Origin of the sequence: Kangiella sp., from assembly GCF_048265365.1 — a bacterium.
GTDB lineage: Bacteria > Pseudomonadota > Gammaproteobacteria > Enterobacterales > Kangiellaceae > Kangiella.
Window position 1 is genome coordinate 1 of record NZ_JBLXBT010000011.1, and the last position, 19833, is coordinate 19833.

At 60.0% G+C, this 19833-nt stretch carries 15 protein-coding genes and 5 pseudogenes; 10 read left to right on the forward strand and 10 right to left on the reverse strand.

The genetic code is table 11. From position 1 onward, the window contains the following. From ACN0VI_RS14585 to mobH, 5 genes and pseudogenes are all read left to right on the forward strand, one after another. Positions 1-1004, forward strand: a 1004-nt coding sequence (locus ACN0VI_RS14585; protein ID WP_417447304.1) for an alkene reductase, incomplete at its 5' end; no start/stop codon positions are given. A gap of 66 nt (positions 1005-1070) precedes the next feature. Then, positions 1071-2054 (forward strand): LLM class oxidoreductase, encoded by a 984-nt coding sequence (locus ACN0VI_RS14590; protein ID WP_003291626.1) that lies wholly within the window; start codon positions 1071-1073, stop codon positions 2052-2054. 138 nt (positions 2055-2192) lie between these two features. After that, on the forward strand, positions 2193-2498 hold the full coding sequence (locus tag ACN0VI_RS14595) for an ArsR/SmtB family transcription factor (RefSeq protein ID WP_012464920.1): 306 nt from the start codon (positions 2193-2195) through the stop codon (positions 2496-2498). 267 nt (positions 2499-2765) lie between these two features. Further along, positions 2766-3102, forward strand: a pseudogene (locus ACN0VI_RS14600) (IS66 family transposase); the annotation flags it as partial. Beyond that, positions 3100-4547, forward strand: a pseudogene (gene mobH, locus ACN0VI_RS14605) (MobH family relaxase); the annotation flags it as partial. The pseudogenes ACN0VI_RS14600 and mobH, both read left to right, overlap by 3 nt. A 79-nt stretch (positions 4548-4626) precedes the next feature. Here mobH and ACN0VI_RS14610 read toward each other — a convergent pair. From ACN0VI_RS14610 to ACN0VI_RS14625, 4 genes and pseudogenes are all read right to left on the reverse strand, one after another. Beyond that, positions 4627-7278 carry an excinuclease ABC subunit A gene (locus ACN0VI_RS14610; RefSeq protein ID WP_417447305.1) on the reverse strand — a complete coding sequence of 884 codons (2652 nt, stop codon included), beginning with the start codon at positions 7276-7278 and terminating at the stop codon, positions 4627-4629. Positions 7279-7303: 25 nt separating this feature from the next. Further along, the gene (nhaA, locus tag ACN0VI_RS14615) at positions 7304-9169 is read right to left on the reverse strand and encodes a Na+/H+ antiporter NhaA (protein WP_417447306.1); all 1866 of its coding nucleotides are present in this window, start codon (positions 9167-9169) and stop codon (positions 7304-7306) included. A gap of 53 nt (positions 9170-9222) precedes the next feature. Continuing rightward, positions 9223-9372, reverse strand: a pseudogene (locus ACN0VI_RS14620) (recombination factor protein RarA); the annotation flags it as partial. A gap of 168 nt (positions 9373-9540) precedes the next feature. Continuing rightward, positions 9541-10530, reverse strand: a complete 990-nt coding sequence (locus ACN0VI_RS14625; protein WP_042927614.1) for a zinc-dependent alcohol dehydrogenase family protein — start codon at positions 10528-10530, stop codon at positions 9541-9543. A 140-nt stretch (positions 10531-10670) separates the two neighbouring features. Here ACN0VI_RS14625 and ACN0VI_RS14630 point away from each other — a divergent pair, with 140 nt between their 5' ends. Both ACN0VI_RS14630 and ACN0VI_RS14635 read left to right on the forward strand, forming a co-directional pair. Continuing rightward, entirely contained in the window at positions 10671-11567 is an 897-nt protein-coding gene (locus ACN0VI_RS14630; RefSeq protein ID WP_013970892.1) for a LysR family transcriptional regulator, read from the forward strand. 176 nt (positions 11568-11743) lie between these two features. Beyond that, positions 11744-11941, forward strand: coding sequence for a hypothetical protein (locus ACN0VI_RS14635; RefSeq protein ID WP_023082110.1), 198 nt, complete (start codon positions 11744-11746; stop codon positions 11939-11941). Between the two features lie 626 nt (positions 11942-12567). On the opposite strand, the gene ACN0VI_RS14640 is transcribed toward ACN0VI_RS14635, so the two are convergent. Further along, entirely contained in the window at positions 12568-12870 is a 303-nt protein-coding gene (locus ACN0VI_RS14640) for a putative quinol monooxygenase (protein ID WP_007182542.1), read from the reverse strand. A gap of 63 nt (positions 12871-12933) precedes the next feature. On the opposite strand from ACN0VI_RS14640, the gene ACN0VI_RS14645 reads away from it, so the two are divergent. Both ACN0VI_RS14645 and ACN0VI_RS14650 read left to right on the forward strand, forming a co-directional pair. Beyond that, a complete protein-coding gene (locus ACN0VI_RS14645; protein WP_046618252.1) occupies positions 12934-13947 on the forward strand; it encodes a GlxA family transcriptional regulator in 1014 nt (337 codons plus the stop codon). A 204-nt stretch (positions 13948-14151) separates the two neighbouring features. After that, positions 14152-14346: pseudogene (locus ACN0VI_RS14650) on the forward strand (transposase); the annotation flags it as partial. A 103-nt stretch (positions 14347-14449) separates the two neighbouring features. On the opposite strand, the pseudogene ACN0VI_RS14655 reads toward ACN0VI_RS14650, so the two are convergent. The 5 genes and pseudogenes from ACN0VI_RS14655 to ACN0VI_RS14675 form a co-directional block, all read right to left on the reverse strand. Next, a pseudogene (locus ACN0VI_RS14655) lies at positions 14450-15784 on the reverse strand (DUF3422 family protein). Positions 15785-15969: 185 nt separating this feature from the next. Next, a complete protein-coding gene (locus ACN0VI_RS14660) occupies positions 15970-16368 on the reverse strand; it encodes a VOC family protein (RefSeq protein ID WP_049326294.1) in 399 nt (132 codons plus the stop codon). Positions 16369-16411: 43 nt separating this feature from the next. Further along, positions 16412-17521, reverse strand: coding sequence for an S-(hydroxymethyl)glutathione dehydrogenase/class III alcohol dehydrogenase (locus tag ACN0VI_RS14665; protein ID WP_003291553.1), 1110 nt, complete (start codon positions 17519-17521; stop codon positions 16412-16414). A gap of 59 nt (positions 17522-17580) precedes the next feature. Next, on the reverse strand, positions 17581-17805 hold the full coding sequence (locus ACN0VI_RS14670; protein WP_013970887.1) for a metal-sensing transcriptional repressor: 225 nt from the start codon (positions 17803-17805) through the stop codon (positions 17581-17583). A gap of 60 nt (positions 17806-17865) precedes the next feature. Then, positions 17866-18609 (reverse strand): SDR family oxidoreductase, encoded by a 744-nt coding sequence (locus ACN0VI_RS14675; protein ID WP_031633346.1) that lies wholly within the window; start codon positions 18607-18609, stop codon positions 17866-17868. 144 nt (positions 18610-18753) lie between these two features. Between ACN0VI_RS14675 and ACN0VI_RS14680 the strand changes: the two genes are divergently transcribed. After that, positions 18754-19668 (forward strand): LysR family transcriptional regulator, encoded by a 915-nt coding sequence (locus ACN0VI_RS14680; RefSeq protein ID WP_015275820.1) that lies wholly within the window; start codon positions 18754-18756, stop codon positions 19666-19668. Positions 19669-19833: the final 165 nt, after the last annotated feature.

Here is a 19833-nt window from a genome sequence, read left to right on the forward strand (position 1 = left end):
TGATGGCCACATATTACCGTCAGCGCAGCGGTGCTGGCTTCATGGTGACCGAGGGCACACAGATCGAACCCCGAGGACAGGGTTATGCCTGGACACCTGGCATTCATAGCCCGGAACAGATACAAGGCTGGCGTAAGGTCACCGACGCTGTTCACGCCGAAGGGGGGGTGATCTTTGCTCAACTTTGGCATGTGGGCCGCGTGTCGCACACATCGCTGCAACCCGGTGGTGAAGCGCCCGTCGCGCCATCAGCCATCCGCGCGGACAACGTCAAGGTGTTCATCGAAACTGGCCCCGGCACGGGTACACTGGCCGACCCTTCGACCCCACGAGCCCTGTCCACCAAGGAGGTAAAGGAACTGGTTGAGCTCTACGCCCAAGCAGCCCGAAATGCTTTGGACGCAGGTTTTGACGGGGTGGAGCTTCACTGCGCGAACGGGTACCTGGTAAACCAGTTCATTTCGGCCCATACCAACCAGCGTGATGATGAATATGGCGGTTCGCTGCAGAACCGTCTTCGCTTCCTGCGCGAAATCACCCTCGCTGTTGCTGGTGTGGTCGGCAAGGAGCGCGTTGGCGTTCGCTTCGCCCCGCTGTTCGCGACCACAGACGAAGACCGCGTCTACCTTGGTCTGGTCGAAGAAGATCCTCATCAAACCTACATCGAGGCAGTGAAGATCCTCGAGGAAGTGGGCATTGCCTACCTGTCGCTCGCCGAAGCCGATTGGGAAAACGCACCCGAGCTGCCTGAGACGTTCCGGGAAGCTGTTCGTAAGACCTTCAGCGGCAAGATTATCTATGCCGGCAAGTACACCGCTGAACGAGGAAATCGCGTGATAAAAGCTGGCTGGGGCGATCTGATCGCTTTTGGCCGCCCCTTCATTGCGAACCCCGACCTGCCCGCTCGTATCGCCAACAACTGGCCGCTTAACCCAGTTGATCCAAGCACCATGTACGGCGGTACCGATAAGGGCTACACCGACTACCCGACTTACAAATCCTAAACGCTCAATGCCACGCCCCATAACTCAGGGGCGTGGCTCAGCGATTGTTGACCGAGGAAGTTAAGCATGTACCAACCGAGCACGATCCCCTACCAAGAGCATAGGGGATTCAAACGAACCTTCAGGCAGGGTCATCTAAGCCTTGGGCTGTTCTTTCCCCTGGAGGCTTTCGAAGGTGATACACCGAGCATGCTAGATCAGGTCGCGCTGGCCAAACGTGCAGAGGCACTTGGTTTTTCGGCGCTCTGGTTTCGCGACGTCCCACTCAGGGACCCAAGCTTCGGCGATGTCGGCCAGGTTTTCGACCCTTGGGTGTATCTGGGCTACATGGCAGCCCATACAACAAAAATCGCACTAGGCACCGCCTCCATCGCCCTTACTCTGCGTAATCCCTTGCACACGGCAAAGGCCGCAGCGAGCATTGATCAGTTGAGCGGAGGTCGCTTGCTCCTGGGAGTAGCCTCTGGCGATCGTCCCGTGGAGTTTCCCGCATTCAGCATTGATCCAGAACAGCGTGGCGAGACCTTTCAAGAAAACCTCAATGTGATACGCCAAGCCCATCGAACACACTTCGAGCCCATTCGCTGGAGTCACGGCGAGTTACTGGGGGCCGATCTCGTTCCCAAACCTACGACTCGGGAAATACCGCTATTCGTAACCGGACACAGCCGCCAGCCGCTCGATTGGATCGCGCGTGAAAGCCATGGATGGATCAACTATCCACGTCCGCCAAAAATGCAGCGACTCATCGTGGAAGATTGGCGACAGGAAACGGCTAAACAATGTGGCACTATCTACAAGCCGTTCTTGCAATCGCTGTATATCGACCTGGACGAACACCCATCCACGCCACCCTCGCCTATCCATCTAGGATTCCGACTGGGACGTAACCACCTGCGGGCCTTGCTGGATACACTTCAGGAAATCGGTGTAGATCACGTCATCCTGAACCTCAAGTATGGTAAACGCCCCGCAGCAGAGGTTATCGAGGAACTTGGCAAACATATCGTCCCGCAATTCGGCGCACAGGTGCCCGATAGTCCTACCTGACAGGGCAATAGGATTCCAGTCCAAACCAGCCCGTCATTGCGACGGGCAGGCGCGCAGAGATCATGGCGAAGCCTTCCAATTTGATGCGCGAATCAGGAAGATATCTAGATATCGAAAAAAACAGGTCTCAAAAAATTCATGACTATTGACGTCAACGAAGCCCTGAAAGCATTGGCGAACCCGACGCGCCTTGCCATCCTCAATTGGCTCAAGGATCCCAGGACAGTCTTTCCCGAGCAGGAAGTCGACCCAGAAACGGTAGGCGTGTGCGTCAGTATCATCCAAGAGCGCACGGGCCTCTCGCAGTCAACGACATCGCTTTATCTCGCAGCTCTACAGCGCGCGCAATTGGTGACATCGCAGCGGATCGGCCCCTGGACCTACTACAAACGCCACGATGAGAATATCGATGCCTTCTTCAAGGCGCTGCAAGAAAGAATCTAGGGCTGCACACCCTTGTATTTCTGACTGATTTCAGTCTTTGCCGATGTCAAAAACAGCAATCTGACCAAATAACGATCAGATCATCCGAAGCTTCGAGTGATCGAATAGCATTACCAGTGATGCGGTGCGCGGAAAAAACGCTCCTATAGCAAAACTGCCACTTGACAACGCTGAAACCAGGGGCTGTACACGCAAAAGACAGCACACTCCAGAGAGGGACGCGAAGCCCTTCAAGTGCTCTTCTACGGCCAACCTTCTTTAGGGGGCAGCCGCCACGGCGTCGACATCCCACGCCAGCCCCTGGCGCGTTGGGTGATCCAAAGTGGCGAGCAACTGCAACCGTTGCTCAACCTGATGCGCGACAAGCTGCTGGACTACCCCGTGTTGCACTGCGACGAAACGCGCTTGCAGGTGCTGCATGAACCGGGACGCGACCCCTCGGCACAATCCTGGATGTGGGTGCAAAGCGGTGGGCCGCCGGACAAGCCGGTGATCCTTTTCGACTACACAGCCAGCCGCGCGCAGGAGGTGCCGCTACGCCTGCTCGATGGCTACCGCGGCTACCTGATGACCGACGACTACGCCGGTTACAACGCCGTGGCTGCACGACATCGGCAAGGTGGCCGTCGATCTGCTGGTCGAGCTGGCAGACGGCTCGCTGTGGCATCCCTGGCACGGCCCGCTGCACCAGTCGTACCGCTTCCGCTACCGCGAAGACCGCGAGTACCGGTTGCACAGCGCCGCAACAGGGCTGCTCTACCGCCAATTGCTCGATGGTCCGCTCCTAGACTGGCTCAGCGGCTATCCGTCTCTGTGGGCACCATTGCTCTACGTCTTGGCCGGGCAGTACGAGCACGCCGGCGTGCTGGGTGAACTGGTCGTGCAGGCTGATCGCGCTTCTGTGGCACAGGAACTGGGCGGCGATCCCGCGCGCGCCATGGCCGCGCCCAGGCACGCGCTGCAACGCAAGCTGCTGGACGGGCTGCGCTTCCTGCTCAAGGAACAGTTGAAGCTGAATCAGCCGGAAGCCTCCGATGGCTGGCTCACTGAGGATGGGCTGTGGCTGGTGAGCAAGACTGTCTCGGACAAGCTGCGCGCGCACCTGCTGTCTCAGGGGATCGACGGCATTCCTGCGAACAACACCGCCGTCTTCAACGTGCTGCAGGACCACGGCATGCTCCAGCCTACCTCAGACGGCAAGGCGGTCTGGCGCGCGACCGTGACCAGTGCGACCGGCTGGTCCTACTCGTTCACCCTGTTGCGCCTCGCGCCCGCGCTGATCTGGGAATCCGGCGAGCGGCCAGCGCTTTTCGCAGGCACGGTGGCGATCGACACGACGCCAGCGGAAATCAACGGGAGTGCACCAGGCACACCGCCCGCGGTCGTGGGGCAGCCAGCACCCGAAGGTCAGGAGACTCCCCCTTGGGAATGCCCTCGCAGCGATACCGCCTTGCCGACTGCGGCCCCGCCCGTGCCCGACGTCATGGAGGACATGCTGCCGATGGTTGGATTGGATGGCACGGCCGACATGGGGAAGAGTGAAGAGCCAGTGGAGAAAGTCCCTGCCCAGCCTGACGTTCCTGCCCCAACCACAGCCGCAGCGTCTCCCTTGCCACTTACCCCTGCGCCTGGACCTGCATCAACTCCAATAGTCGCGATACCATCCGGGGAGCATTTCATGACGTGGCTGCAACAGGGAGTCGCCGCGCGGCGACTCATCATCAACGACGCCAAGGCGCTCGTGCATACGGTGAGCGACACCGCCTACCTGGTCAGTCCCGGCGTGTTCCATCGCTATGCGCAGGAACATCCCAGGTGGATGCGCTAGCCAGGCAGGACAAGCAACAGGATTGGCAGTGGGTGCAAAAGCGCTTTGAGAAACTGCAGCTACACCGCAAGCACTCAAATGGCCTGAACATTTGGACCTGTGAAGTCACGGGCCCGAGGAAGTCCCGCCGACTGCATGGCTACCTCCTCGAAAATGGGTCCTTGGTATTCGCCGAAATACCGCCCAACAATCCCTATCTTGCTCTGACTCAGGAAGGATGACGCGACTCGGGCAGCGACCGTCACCACCGTGTGGCGACGATCAATGCCCCGCGAAGCTGGCAACATTTGGCGAACTAAGCTACTCGACCCGCGCCAACTCCCGTGCAAGGAACGGAGCGGTTCGGCTGCCAGACTTTCGGGCCACCTGCTGAGGGGAACCCGCCACCACGATGCTGCCGCCGGCAGCGCCCGCGCCTGGCCCTACGTCGATCACCCAGTCGGCTTGGGCCACCGCACGCATGTCGTGCTCGATCATCACTACGGTATTGCTGGCATCGACCAGGCGCTGCAACTGCACCAGCAGCCGGTCGGCATCCGACGCGTGCAGCCCGGTGGTCGGCTCGTCGAGCACGTACAGGCTTCGGCCGCGCTGGCTGCGCTGAAGCTCGGTCGCCAGCTTGATGCGCTGCGCCTCGCCACCGGAAAGCTCAGTGGCCGGTTGCCCCAGGCGCAGATAGCCCAGTCCGATGTCGCGCAGCAGTTGCAGGGGCCTTGCCACCGCGTCTTCACCCGCGAAGAATTCGCTGGCATCGTCCACGGTCATCTGCAGCACCTCGGCGATGTTGCGCCCGTTCCACTGCACCTTCAGCGTGGCCTCGTTGTAGCGCGCGCCATGGCAGGTCGGGCACGGCGCGTACACGCTGGGCATGAACAGCAGTTCCACGCTAACGAAACCCTCGCCCTCGCAAGTCTCGCAGCGCCCCTTGGCGACGTTGAACGAGAACCGTCCGGCATCATAGCGGCGGCGTCGAGCATCGGGCGTGGCGGCGAACAGCTTGCGCACATGGTCGAACAGACCCGTGTAGGTAGCCAGGTTCGACCGCGGCGTGCGCCCGATCGGCTTCTGGTCCACCTGCACCAGGCGCTGTATGGCGTCCACGTCGCCCGCCAGATGGCCGCCGGTCGCTTCGACCACTGCCGGCCCTTCGCTGGTGGCGCTTTCGGCGGCATCGTCTTCAGGCTCGTGGCCCAGGTGCAGCAGCACCAATTCCGGCAGGGCCTGCGCGACGAGGCTGGATTTGCCGGAGCCAGAGATGCCGGTAACGGCTGTCAGCACGCCCAGCGGAATGCGCGCATCCACGCCATGCAGGTTATGGCGGTGGATGCCCTGCAGCTCCAACCAGCCGGTCGCTTCGCGTGCTCGGCTTCCGGGTGCGGGAATTTCGTCGAACAGGTAACGTGCAGTACGCGATTCGGCAATCTTGCGCAGGCCATCCGGCTCGCCGCTGTAGAGCACGCGGCCGCCACGCTCCCCGGCATCCGGCCCGACATCCACGAGCCATTGCGCGCGGCGCATCAGGTCCAGGTCGTGCTCCACCACAAACACCGAGTTGCCCGCGTCGCGCAGCCGGTCGAGTGCATCGTACAGGGCCTGGCTGTCGGAGGGATGCAGGCCCACCGAGGGTTCGTCGAGTACGTACACGACGCCGAACAGCAGGGAACTTAATTGCGTGGCCAACCGCAAGCGTTGCAACTCGCCGGCCGAAAGCGTCGGCGTGGCCCGGTCCAGCGTCAGGTAGCCCAGGCCTAGCCCGCGCAGTTGGCGCAGGCGCGCCATCACGCCTCCAGCCAGGCGCTGTGCGGCGAGGCGCTTTTCTTCCGACAGCGCGGAGGTACGGCGCACGTCGGGCGATACCGCATGGACCGCACGGCCGGTGGCAGCGCGTTCGGCACGCTCGCGCCGGGTCGCTTCCTTGTCCGTAGCCGCACCCGCTGCATGGGCGCGGAAATCGCCCTGTGCGATGGGTTCGAGCAATGCCGCCAAGTGGTCCAGCGGCATCTGCATAAACGCGCCGATGTCCACCCCAGCGAAGGTGACCGACAGCGCTTCGGGCTTGAGCCTCTTGCCGTGGCAGGTGGGGCACGGCTTGCCCTCCATGAACCGGGATACGCGCTTTCTCATCAGCGCGCTCTGGGTATTGGCGAAGGTGTGCAACACATACCGCCGGGCGCCGGTGAAGGTGCCCATGTAGCTCGGCTCCATCTTGCGTTTGAGCGCGGTGCGGGTTTCGGCAGGCGTGAAACCGGCGTACACCGGCACCGTTGGTGTTTCCTCGGTGAACAGAATCCAGTCGCGATCCTTTTTCGGCAGGTCCTTCCACGGCCGGTCAACGTCGTAGCCCATGCTGACCAGGATGTCGCGCAGGTTCTGGCCCTGCCAGGCGGGTGGCCAGGAAGCAATCGCCCGCTCACGGATGCTCAGGGAGGGGTCGGGCACCATGATCGCCTCGGTCACTTCGTACACATGACCCAAGCCGTGGCAGGTCGAGCACGCCCCCTGCGGCGTGTTCGGCGAAAAATCCTCGGCGTACAGCATCGGCTGGTTGGCGGGATAGGCGCCGGCGCGCGAATACATCATCCGCACCAGGCTGGACAGGGTGGTCACACTGCCCACGGAGGAACGCGCATTGCTGGCCCCCCGCTGCTGCTGCAGCGCCACCGCTGGTGGCAGGCCGTCGATCGCATCTACGTCCGGCACGCCCGCCTGGTCGATCAGGCGCCGTGCATAGGGGGCCACCGACTCAAAGTAGCGTCGCTGCGCCTCGGCATAGATGGTGCCGAAGGCCAGCGAGGACTTCCCGGAGCCGGAGACACCCGAGAACACCACCAGCGCATTCCGCGGGATAGAGACGTCCACCTCTTTGAGGTTGTTCTCACGCGCGCCACGCACCTGCACGAGGCCGCTGGCCGCAGCGGTACAAGAGGATTCACCGAAAGAATTGCTTGGCATGTTCTTATCCTGTAGTTCGCCCCACTCAGGACGGGACTTCCTGAGTGCGAGGGCCGCGGCGACTGGCTTCGAGCACTGCGGTGAGAGTGCGGGCGTCGTAACTGCCGAGCAGACGACGACCCTCGATGAAGAACGTAGGAGTGACGTGCGCACCGCTGGCGACCGCGCTGACGAGGTCACGCTCGACACGCTCTATCACTGCGGGGCTGTCGAGATCCGCGATGAACCGATCGATGTCAAGACCCAGCTCGGCGGCGTAGCCGATCAAGTCCTCTCGCTCCAGCGCATGCTGACGGGTGAACACGAAGTCCAGCCACGGCCAGAACATCCCCTGGTTCGATGCCGCCTCGGACGCCCGCGCGGCGATCGGCCCGTGGGGGTGGTGCGGCAACTGGCGCACCACATACCGCAGGTCGTCCCCGAAGTGGGCGCGCAGATCGTCCCACGAACCGGTGGCGTGTGCACAGTACGCGCACTCGAAGTCAACGTACTCCACGAGCGTGAGCTGGGCGTCCTCCGGACCGCGGATGTGATCGACCTCCGGATCGACTGGTGGCTCAAGTACCATCGGCAAATCGGCAGTCTCCTCCCCCCACTTGAGAGCGGCGACCTTGAATATGAGCCACCCCAGCAACGTGGCGAGTAACATCGACACGAGCACCCCGACCGTCGCCTGGCGGCCCAGGTCAGAGGTCGTACCGAACGCGAGCCCGATGATGAGCAGCGACACGGTGAAACCGATCCCGGACAGCGCCGCACCACCGAACACGCTCCCCATCCCGACGCCCACCGGCAGGCGCCCCAGTCCGAGGCGGACTGCGGCTAGAGTGATGAGCCCGATGCCTAGGAGCTTACCGAGCACGAGTCCCGAGATGACGCCCCAGGTCACGGGCGAGCCGAAGGCCTCAGCGAGCAACCCGCCACGCAGATCCACCCCGGCGTTCGCCAAGGCGAACACCGGCACGATCAGCAGTGCCGCCGGCAGCCGCAGGAACTCGTGCAGCCGCTCGTTCACAGAGATACCGCGGGATAGTCCGCGGTCCACCGCGTGGGCCGATGCGGCACTCGGAGACTGCCAGAAGTCACGGAACAGTTGTCTTGCCGCGACGACTTTGTGACGCTGCGTCGCGTAGGCGGGGATCAGGAGCCCCGCAGCCATCCCGGCCAGGGAGGCATGGATGCCGGAGTACACGGTCGCGAACCACAGCACGATCACGATCAACACATACGGCGTCGCCCGCCACTGGCGGGTGCGCCCCAACAACCACAATCCAACGAGGCTGGCGAGGGCGATAAGCAACGGGACGATCCGGATCTCCTCGCTATAGACGATGCCGATGATGGACACTGCGAGGAAGTCATCGACCACGGTCAGGGTGAGCAGGAACACGCGCAACTGACCCGATAGCCGCGGGCCGACGATCGCCAAGGTGCCCAGCATGAACGCCGTATCGGTGCCGACCACCGCACCCCACCCGTGCAGGCCCTCACTTCCGGCTAGTTTCACGATCAGGACATACACCAGCGCGGGAAGCACGACTCCCGTGACCCCCGCGATCAGGGCGAGGCGGGCACGGCTGCGGTCACGGAGCGATCCGTGGGCGAACTCCTGACGCACCTCCAGTCCGATCAGGAAGAAGAAGACGACCATCAGGCCGTCGTTGACCCAGTGATGCAGATCCATGTGTAGGCGCAGTGGCCCGAAGTTGAACCCGACGTCTAGGTGCCACAACTCGAAATAGGCGTTAGATAGCGGCGAGTTCGCCCACACGAGCGCCACAACCGTGACGATCACCAGCAGCACCGCAGCGCCAGACTCCGTGCGTAGATAGTGGGCAACGCGTCTCCGTCTGATATGCGCCGAGGACTCACCGAAAGAAGAGGCTGGCATGTGCTTATCCTGTAGTTTGTGAGATCACGATGGGCAGGTTTCGGATGGACCGATCAGGCGTCCGCCTCTGGCGGCGTCTCATCATCGGGCGAGCGCAGCCAAGCGAGTCTTTCTCCCAGCCTGCGCTCAACACCTCTGTCCGTTGGCTGATACCAACCCGGCCGCGCCACGCCCTCGGGAAAATAGGTTTGCCCAGCGGCATAAAAGGCTAGAAATGGTGTCCACTTAAATCAGGTGGACACCATCGCCTTTGGCGTCGGGGCCAAGAAGGTGTGTTGGCCGGACGGATACACAGAATCGGCCAAAAGCGGTCATCAGGGCTGGCTTGAATCGGGGCCGAAGGATTACGCTCTCAGCCCCATAATTGCTGGTCAGACAGTTACCACGATCTTGCCGATCTGCTGATTGGCTTCAAGGAAACGATGGGCATCCTGGATGTCGCTAAGTGTGAATGTCTTTGCGATGATCGGGCGCAACGCACCGGACTCCAACCCTTGCAGAATAAAAGCCTTTGCTCTCTCTAGGGCTTCAGGGTCGGCCACAATCTCTGCGTAGAGATAGCCCTTCAAAGTCAGGCTTTTGCCCAGCACGGTAAACAGTGGGAATGGTGTCGGTTCAGAGCTAAGTGCGCCGTACTCCAGCAAAATTCCGCCCCGCGCCATGCTCTGCGTGAGAGGTTCCAAGGACGGCCCGCCTACAGGATCGAATACAACGCGAGCGCCTTGACCGGCAGTTATCGTCATAACACGCTCGACGATATCCTCTTCATCGCTGACGATGACATGCGCAGCGCCTGCATCAAGTAGGGCTTGCTTCTTCGCGTGAGTTCGAGTGATCGCAATCGATGTGGCGCCGACCATACGAGCCATTTGGAAGGCGGCCAAGCCAACACTGCTTGACGCGGCGGTAACGATGACAAAATCGCCCTGACGTAGCTTCGCCTGTTCAATCAATCCCCCCCAGGCGGTGACGTACTGCATCCAAGACGCCGCAGCCTCTTCAAAGGACAAGTTCTCAGGGCTCTTTACCACCAGGTGGGCCGGTACATTGGCCAACTCGCCGTAGGTGCCCCAGCGAGCAATATCCAGAGGTGGGATCAGAGCGACCGAGTCACCAATCGTGATCTCGGTTACGTCGCTCCCAACTGCCGTTACGATGCCTGCGGCCTCGTAGCCTAAGCGGCTGGGGAACTCCGCTTCTTGTAGGTATGCGTGATTGCGGAACATCACTTCGGCTCGGTTCAAGCCAAAAGCTTTAACACTAATTTGCACCTCGTTTGCTGCTGGTGCCGATACTTCCAGATCTTCCAGCTTCAGAACGCTGGCGTCACCGTATTCATGAATTCTGACAATGCGTGCCATCATAAATACCTCGTTTATCAATGGGCCTCGACGTACATCCGGAAGGTATCCGGGCACTCGAAAGGTGACAAAAATTTAGTCATTGGTTGGCGCTAGATAAATGCCTACGATGGCGTATTACTAGAAACAGAGTGTTTATAATGGATCGCCTGACCCAGATGGCCACGTTCGTCAAAACAGTTGAGCTGGGTTCATTCAGCGCCGCTGCGGACGACCTGAATCTGTCCCCTCAATTGGTAGGGAAACAGGTGAAAATGCTCGAACAACATCTGGGTGTTTCCCTGCTGCACCGGACTACGCGCAGGCAAAGCCTCACCGACTTCGGCAGGGCGTTCTACCCGCGAGCAAAACTGATCCTTGCAGACATGCAGTCTGCCGAGAGCCTGGCTGCCCTCACTCGGGGCACACCAAGCGGCCGCCTTCGCATCAACGCGCCGGTCACGTTCGGAATCCGCACGCTTTCGCCACGCCTGCTGGAATACATGGTTCGGTATCCTCAGGTGTCTGTTGACCTAACGTTATCGAACGAACTGGTCGATATCGTTGATGATGGTTACGACGTGGTATTTCGCATCGGCGAGCTGGCGAGCAGTGGGTTGAAGGCATTGCCACTGGAGCCCTATCAGATGGTTTTATGCGCTGCGCCGTCCTATCTTGCACGTCGCCCTCCCATCATCAATCCGTGGGATCTACAGCAGCAGGAATGTCTGGGGTTTACCTATTCTGATGGCCGCTCACACTGGAGCTTCGACAGCCCGGAGGGGCGTATAGATGTTCCTATTACAAGCAAATTAACGATCAATCAAGGTGATCCACTGCTGGCAGCGGCTGTAGCTGGTCTAGGCGTGGTTCTACAGCCGATAGAGTTGGTTAGCGATGCACTGCGCGATGGGACACTGGTGCGTCTGTTGCCGCAGTACCCGGTGCCGAATACCGCAATGCACATCCTCTATGCCCCTGACCGAAGAATGACTCCAAAGCTGCGCAGCTTCTTGGAGTTTGCGCGTGAGGCTTTTGGGCAGCGAGGCCCTCTCTGACGCACGAAAATCAATGTCTGCGCTATCCGGTATTCGTAAAGGACGACGATTACCGTGGCTCACCGGATATGACCAAGCACCCCTTGCTGAGGAAGTACCTGCTGTAGCACTTCGCGGCGGAAGTCGAAGAACTGAAAGATGCCATGTTCGTTGGCTTGGGGCCGTAGGTCCAGAGCGTGCTGGACCGCCTGATCCAGGAGCGGGTTCTGAATCCCGACCGGGTGATTGCCGGCATGCTGCACCCCTCCGGAAACTGCACCTACCGGATCAACTACCTCATCGGCGACAGAAGCGCGCTGGTCCCGCACGCCACCAGCCCTGTGCCTTACGACCAGGTCCGGCGAGCATTTCGGGAGCGGTTCGTCACCGCCTGATCGAACGTCGGATGAGTGGATGCTGACGCGGGTTCAATTCCCAAACGGGAATAGAACTGGCGCCCTGTCTGATGCGCTCGGTTGGTGACCCGACCAGGGCAGAACTGGTAGGATTGCGGGCATCAAGGCCCGGATTCCGCACCTTTCCGCAGGAGTTTGCAGCGGTCGCAAGGCGCTGAGTTACATAGGTTTGGCGCAGGGTTCCACCCCACCGAGCCCCTGCAGGAGTTCGAATCGTTACGCCCCCCCAGAAACCCTCACTAGCCCGAACGGCCCGAACGGCCCGGTGCTAGGTCGTTGATTTTCAACAAATCGCTCGATCGATCCGCGCTTGCGGACTGCGGACTTCCAATGGGCCGGAAATCTGGCTCGCCCAGACGGCTCTCGGTAGCGACACGTTGCAAACAGTCGGTACTTCTCGATAACTACCCGACGAATCGGAACATCACAGCCAGCCCTGATGTTGCCCCTGCTTGCTGACGCAGCTTGGAAGTTCTGGCTGCAATATTGCCCCCCGTCGCTGTGGAAGGTAGCTCCCTGGGCAAGTGCAATCGAGGGGGGGATCGCTGCGTAGAGCTTGTGCCCCCCATCCTGCAGCGTGACCTGATTGGGTCAAGGCCGGGTTGTCATGCAGGCAGTTTGGCTGCAAGCAGTTCGACCTTCTCGATATTGGGCGGAGAACTGAGCAAGGTCGCGGCGTTGGCCATCAAGGCCGCGGCGATCTGGCCGTTCAGATGTGCTTGGCGACCTGCCTCATCGGCAAAGGCATCGAACACACCGAACGTCGAAGGGCCAAACTTCAATGCGAACCAGGCAGTGGTGCCGGACTCGGCGTTGGCGAGCGGCAGTGCGCTGGCCAGGAAGTCGGCAAGCGCAGCCTCCTGGCCGGGTTTGGCTTCGAGGCGAACAAACAGGGCGAGCTTGGTCATACTGTAATCCTTTGGGTAACTGGGTTAGATGAATGGATCGACGAGCCTGCAGTCTAAGTCTTCATGACAGCCATCTCTATAGACAATAATGACAACATTGATATCATTGTTGCCATGAAAATCCACATCCTTGTTTGTGATGGCGTGTTTGATCTGGGGCTTGCGGCGCTCACCGACACAGTGGGCTTGGCCAATGCGATGTCGGGCTCGCTGCCACAGGCTCCCGCGCACATAGAGCTCACGCTGGTGGGCGTGCGGCGTCGCATCCGAACTGCGCAAGGCTTGACGGTCCCCGTGGTCACTGCGCGTGGTGTGCCGGAACCAGACGTCGTGCTCGTGCCCGCGTTTGGTGAAAAGATGCCTGACACGCTCTCGGCTCGGCTCACACGCCCCGACGTGCCCGATGCGGTCGCCGTGCTACAGCAGTGGTCCACCGCTGGCGCGCACCTTGGTGCCGCCTGCTCCGGTAGTTTCTTGCTTGCAGAGAGTGGCCTGCTTGATGGGCATCGTGCGACGACGTCATGGTGGCTGGGGCCGATGTTTCGGCAGCGCTATCCGAACGTCACGCTGGACGAGTCACGCATGATCGTGAACTCGACACGCTTCACTACCGCGGGTGCCGCTTTGGCCCACGTCGACCTGGCCTTGCGCATCATCCGGGGGCGCAGTCCGGCGCTGGCGGCCCTAGTAGCACGCTATCTGCTGGTCGAGGCACGCAGTTCGCAAGCCGAGTTCGTGATTCCCGACCACCTTGCGCATGCCGACCCGATGGTGGAGCGCTTCGAGTCCTGGGCCAGAAGTCAGCTCGCGAAGGGGTTCTCGCTGGCCGAGGCGGCCAGCGCCGCGGGCACAAGCGAGCGCACCTTGGCGCGGCGGCTGCAAAGCGTTTTGGGCAAGACACCGTTGTCGTATTTCCAGGACCTGCGCGTGGAGCATGCCGTCCATCTCTTGCGCACCGGAAACGCGAGCGTCGACCAAGTCGCCGCACAGGTCGGGTACTCGGATGGGGTGACCCTGCGGGCCCTGTTGCGCCGCAAGCTGGGCCGGGGTGTCAGGGAGTTGCGACGCGGTGGATGACCAGAGGCGTTTTGTGTATGTACAGCTGGAGACCGCCGGGAAACTGACGCAGGCCAAACGGCGCATTTGGACCTGATAAAACTACTGCGCCACGTTATTTGAACTGGTTTGCTAGGGTCTGTTGCCATTTCGCGCTAACCCATTGATCTATAAGAGCAAGCCCGTATCGTTGAAGCTCTGACCCAACATCGATACGAGCTTGCAATGCCCCGATTACTGCTCAGCGATGAGCATTGGTCGAAGCTGCGGGAAATTCTGCTGCACAAGGCCATCTACAACAAGCGTGATCTACGAATGACCGTGGAGGGCATGCTGTACCGCATGCGCACGGGATGTCCCTGGAGAGACCTGCCCAAGGCGTTTGGCTACTGGAATAAGGTCTACAAACGCTTCAATGCAGGCCGCAGCGGTACAAGAGGATTCACCGAAAGAATTGCTTGGCATGTTGTTCTCCTCTGTTCAAACGGACGGCGCAGCTATCGCGCGCCAGGACGGCAGCTCGTCAGGAAGATTTCTCTTCCGCCGCCGTGTCGCTGTGGGCGTGTCTTATCCTGCGGACGATCCACCAGATCGTCAGCATCACCGCAGGTACCAGAACCGCCATCACCGGCGCCACGCTGTCGTGAACGATCGGAATGCCCTTGAGCAGGTAGCCGAGAAGACTCACGACGTAATAAGAAATTGCCGCGACCTACAGGCCTTCGACGGTTTGCTGAAGGCGCAATTGCAACTTGGCCCGGTTGTTCATCGAAGCCAGCAGATCGCGGTTCTGGCGTTCAAGTTCGACGTCGATCCACGAACGCAGCAACGCGATGGCTCGGGTCAGTTTGTCGGAGAGCTTGGCCTGGCGCTCCTTTACGGATTGGCACTCCCGCATGGCTGGAGCGATGCGACGCTGCAGGAAATCCGCCCAGGTGCTGTATCCGGATACGGCCACTTCTGAAAGCGCAGCCAGCCTTTCCTCGACGATCTCGTAGTAGGCACGGCTGGCGCCGAAGCGATAGAGATTTGCCGCGACGCCAGCTTCCAGTTCGGCGGCCAGACCTGTCAATTCGGAAAGCAGCACGTCGCTATCGCGGCGTTCTACCAAATTCGTACACATCTCGTCAGTGATCGCAGCAAGGCGCGACTCCATGTGTCGCAGCTCCGACGTCATCGATCGCGTCAACGGCAGAGACAGCAACGCCAAGGTACGGTACGTCTCGATCTCCAATAGAAGTTGAGCCAGCGCACCTGCCCGCGCCGGGGTCAAATCACGAGCAAGGATGAGGATCTGCGTCAGGCCATCCTCATCCTGTCGGAAGTCGGTCAAGATGGCGGCAGAGCCGTTCTCTACCAACGAGTAGCACAGGCTGGCAGGATCGAAGCGATCAGCCTCCTTCTCCGTTTCTGGTATCCACGGAAGAAGTCTCAAGCGGATGCCGGATATGACCGGGCCCGGAGGAACAAATCCATGTTTGAAGGGATTTTCTCCGCAAGGCTCTCCCGTCTTGGAATCCAGCGAAGCGCACCAGAGATACGTAGAGAACTCGGTGTGCTTTTCACAGTGAAGGTCTCCCTCATCCCATGTCATGCCGTGTAGCGGCGTAGCGTGGTCGGGCTCGGCAACGCCGAAGCGATGAGACAACTCGCTCATCGCCATCTGATCCCTGGTCTGGTCACCTTCGGTCATGAAAGCGAGCTGCAATATACCGCGGGGGGCCTCAAGCAACAGATGCGGGCGCGCATGCACTTCACCCACGGCTGCAGCACGATCGGCATAAGCCGGCATGCCGTACACGGTGGCGGTTGGGGTGGGTTGTACGGTCGTCGTATTGATATTGGCCGGCTCTTTCATAACGACCTCATTTCTCATTGGTTGAAAAGCACGCTTCAAAACAAATGCCCGCAGCCATGCGTTTCACACATGGCTGCGGGCCGATCTTCATGAGCATGCACCGCGTTACGCAGTCCGTCTAACAGGCTCGCCGTATAATAGAGGCTTGTGCTGACCCTGTCAGAACGCTCTCAGCTTCCTTGCTTTCAGACGAAGGTGTACGAGCAGACCTTGTTGCCCGCCGGATCACGCAGGTAGGCAGCATAGGCACCCGGCAGGTGACCACGTGCGCCAGGTTGGCCCTCGTCAGTGCCGCCTGCGGCAAGGCCGGCGGCGTGGAAGGCATCCACTTCAGCGGGAGTGGCGGCCGCAAAGCCGATCGTCACGCCGTTGCTGGAAGGCGCTTCACCATTGCTCGGGCGGGCGATGATGAAAGCCGGCTTTTCGCGACCGAAAAGTACCCATCCGTTGTTGAAAGGACCGAGGTTCTTGATGCCAAGAGCACCCAGAGCGGCGGCGTAGAACGCGACCGACTTCTGAAGGTCGGCAGCGCCGATAAAGACGTGCGAAAAGATGCCATCGCCAGAAATGACAGGAGTGGACATGATTAATTTCCTTGGTGGTTGGCGTTGAATGGGTAGTGGGCGATCAGTAGTGGATCACCGTGCGAATCGACTTGCCTTCATGCATCAGGTCGAAGGCCTTGTTGATGTCGTCGAGGCCCATGGTGTGGGTGACGAACGGGGCGAGATCGATCTCGCCTTTCATTGCGTCCTCCACCATGCCGGGAAGTTGAGTGCGGCCCTTGACCCCGCCGAAAGCCGAGCCCTTCCAGGTGCGACCGGTGATCAACTGGAACGGGCGCGTCGAAATTTCCTTGCCTGCACCAGCCACGCCGATGACGATCGACTGGCCCCAGCCACGATGTGCTGCTTCCAGTGCCGAGCGCATCACGTTGACGTTGCCGATGCACTCGAAGGTGTGATCGACACCCCAACCGGTCATCTCGATGAGAACTTCGTGAATCGGCTTGTCGAAGTCCTTCGGGTTGAGGCATTCGGTCGCGCCGAAGGTACGAGCCAGCTCGAACTTCGCTGGATTGGTGTCGATGGCGATGATGCGACCTGCCTTGGCCTGGCGTGCCCCCTGAATCGCAGCGAGCCCGATGCCGCCGAGGCCGAAGATGGCCACAGAGTCACCCGGCTGAACCTTGGCCGTGTTGTGAACAGCGCCGATGCCGGTGGTCACACCGCAACCCAGCAGGCAGACATGCTCGGGATTGGCGTCCGGGTTGATCTTGGCCAGCGAGACTTCGGCCACCACCGTGTATTCGCTGAAGGTCGAGCAGCCCATGTAGTGGTAGATCGGCTGGCCGTTGTAGCTGAAGCGGGTGGTGCCATCGGGCATCACGCCCTTGCCCTGGGTGGCGCGCACCGCCACGCACAGGTTGGTCTTGCCGCTCTTGCAGAACAGGCACTCACCGCACTCGGCGGTGTACAGCGGGATCACGTGGTCACCCGGCTTGACCGAGGTCACGCCCTCGCCGACCTCGACCACGATGCCGGCGCCCTCATGGCCCAGCACCGCCGGGAACACGCCTTCCGGGTCCTCGCCCGACAGGGTGAAGGCGTCGGTATGGCAAACGCCGGTATTCGTGATCCTGACAAGCACCTCGCCCTTGCGCGGCGGCTCGACGTCGATCTCGACGATTTCCAGTGGCTTTCCAGGCCCGAAGGCAACTGCTGCACGTGATTTCATGATGTCGCTTCCTTTACTAGCTAACTAAATTTTCCCTCACCGAGGGCACCCTGGTGCCTCTACCGCAGGTAGGAGCGGACGATGGAGATGGTCTCGTCAATGGACTTGTTCTGCGAATCGCTCCTGATTTCGCTACTGGGAAACTCTTCCCGTAGATAGCTCTCCATAACCGTTGCCATCAATCCGTTGTCAGCCCCACGAACAGCTGCAAGCTGCTGAAGAATTGCAGGGCATTCAGCACCTGCATCGAGCGCTTGCTTCTTTTCTTCCGGGCCATGTGGCACTCACCGCTTTTCACTCCAGATAAGCGGGGCCTGACGCCGAAGAGACAGGCCCTCAACTCATTAGAATTCCTGCACGGTTGGGCGCAGAACGATCTCGTTAATATCCACGTCAGCAGGCTGCTCAATTGCGAAGGCGATAGCTCGAGCGACCGATTCGGCGGGAATTGCATGCTTGTAGAAGTCCACCACGAAATCGCGGCTCTGTTGGTGGGTGCTGCCGAATTTCAGTTCGGAGTCCACGGCGCCCGGTTCGATAGTCGTGGTGCGGATGCTGCCACCGACTTCGTGACGCAGTCCTTCGGAGATAGCCCGCACAGCAAACTTGGTGCCGCTGTACACGGTGCCACCTGGGCTGAACACCTTCAGGCCTGCAACCGATGCGATGTTGATGAAGTGACCACTGTTTTGTTTCTGGAAGACTGGCAATGCAGCCGCGACTCCGTACAGCAGACCCTTGATGTTGATATCGATCATGCGATCCCACTCGTCAGTGCGAGTATCGCTGAGCGGTGCAATCGCCATCAGTCCGGCATTGTTGATCAGTACATCAATGCGACCGTAGGTGTCCACGGCACCTTGAATGAGCGTTTTGACCTCTTCCTGAGAGGTAACATCGGTCTGATACGCGATTGCCTGACCACCTGCATTGGTCAGCTCAGCCACCAATGCGTCGAGTTTATCTTTGCGACGTGCAGCCAGCACTACGCGAGCGCCAAGCGCAGCAAGGTGGCGTGCAGTAACCTCACCCAGGCCGCTACTGGCACCGGTGATAACGACAACTTTTCCAGAAATGTTATTGCTCATGCTGAGAACCTCATCGGCGGGTTTGTACTTCGCCATGGCTGGTTAACCTGGCAGTGCGCAAACTTTAGACCCATGATTGATCTCAATAAATGGAAATGATTGGATTATACTATTCCTGAAAATGGAATAAACGGGAGGGGCAACGTGCTTAACCGCATGGAGATGGTTAGGATTTTTTGCACAGCAGCAGAGGCAGGTAGCTTCCGCGAAGCGGCAACTCGATTAGGCATCTCCCCACAAGGGGTGACTCGAGCCATTCAAGCCCTGGAAACTGAGCTTGGCGAATCACTGTTCCACCGCAATACCCGCCAGGTGAGCATCACTGCTTTCGGTCAGGATTACGCCAAAGATGCCAGGTCAGCTCTGGATCATTTCGATACGCTATTCCGGTCGCACAGGACGGAGCCTGAGCTGTCAGGTAAGGTGGGGATTACGGCTCCACATGCTATTGGCAGGCGCTTCCTAATACCGTTTCTTCAGCCCCTGGCCGCTGCACATCCTGACCTGCAATTCGATCTCCGCTTGGAAGATCAGATGACTGATGCCGTTGAAGCGCATATCGATATTGGTATCCGGGTGGGGGTTATACGCGACCGGCGCTACGTTGCACGTGCCTTAGCTCCCGTGCCGTTTTACGTTGTCGCGTGCCCGTCTCTCATAGGCCAAAAGACACCACCTAAATCTTTGGATGCCTTAGCTAAGCTGCCACTTTCAGTCCTGATCGACCGGAAAAATGGCCGCCCTTGGCCTTGGCTATTTGCCGACGGGCAAACGTTCGCGCCCAGGCAGCCAGCGCTTATCTGTGATGATCCAGATACGGAATTGGAAGCCACCCTGGCAGGCATGTGTTTTGGCCAAATTCCTGCCTATCTGGCTGAGCCTCATCTGCGGTCAGGAAAGCTGGTTGCCGTTTTGGCTGATCACGCTCCAGCACCATGGGATCTGTTCATATACCGCCCGCAGCAGGGTCCTGTATCGAAGCGGGTGCGATTGGTGTACGACCACCTTAAGCAGGCTTTCTCAAACCCCAAGCTATTTCCCCAGGGCCTGGGGACATAGCTTGAATACCTGCCAGCAATCGTCCGCTTTTGGCCCAGAGTGTGTAAAAACACTTTCTTATCTTGCGTGCTTCAGCCCATTGCTCCTGGGCGTGGCGATTTCCCGATTATTTACCACGATCAGCGCCGGTAACGCTTCAGAGCGCGTATGAAGCGCTTTGGCACC

What these genes read in the sequence shown, in the direction of transcription:
- ACN0VI_RS14590 (WP_003291626.1), top strand. Translation starts at nt 1,071, where the DNA reads ATGTACCAACCGAGCACGATCCCCTACCAAGAGCATAGGGGATTCAAA.
- ACN0VI_RS14595 (WP_012464920.1), top strand. Translation starts at nt 2,193, where the DNA reads ATGACTATTGACGTCAACGAAGCCCTGAAAGCATTGGCGAACCCGACG.
- ACN0VI_RS14610 (WP_417447305.1), bottom strand. Translation starts at nt 7,278, where the DNA reads ATGCCAAGCAATTCTTTCGGTGAATCCTCTTGTACCGCTGCGGCCAGC.
- nhaA (WP_417447306.1), bottom strand. Translation starts at nt 9,169, where the DNA reads ATGCCAGCCTCTTCTTTCGGTGAGTCCTCGGCGCATATCAGACGGAGA.
- ACN0VI_RS14625 (WP_042927614.1), bottom strand. Translation starts at nt 10,530, where the DNA reads ATGGCACGCATTGTCAGAATTCATGAATACGGTGACGCCAGCGTTCTG.
- ACN0VI_RS14630 (WP_013970892.1), top strand. Translation starts at nt 10,671, where the DNA reads ATGGATCGCCTGACCCAGATGGCCACGTTCGTCAAAACAGTTGAGCTG.
- ACN0VI_RS14640 (WP_007182542.1), bottom strand. Translation starts at nt 12,870, where the DNA reads ATGACCAAGCTCGCCCTGTTTGTTCGCCTCGAAGCCAAACCCGGCCAG.
- ACN0VI_RS14645 (WP_046618252.1), top strand. Translation starts at nt 12,934, where the DNA reads ATGACAGCCATCTCTATAGACAATAATGACAACATTGATATCATTGTT.
- ACN0VI_RS14660 (WP_049326294.1), bottom strand. Translation starts at nt 16,368, where the DNA reads ATGTCCACTCCTGTCATTTCTGGCGATGGCATCTTTTCGCACGTCTTT.
- ACN0VI_RS14665 (WP_003291553.1), bottom strand. Translation starts at nt 17,521, where the DNA reads ATGAAATCACGTGCAGCAGTTGCCTTCGGGCCTGGAAAGCCACTGGAA.
- ACN0VI_RS14675 (WP_031633346.1), bottom strand. Translation starts at nt 18,609, where the DNA reads ATGAGCAATAACATTTCTGGAAAAGTTGTCGTTATCACCGGTGCCAGT.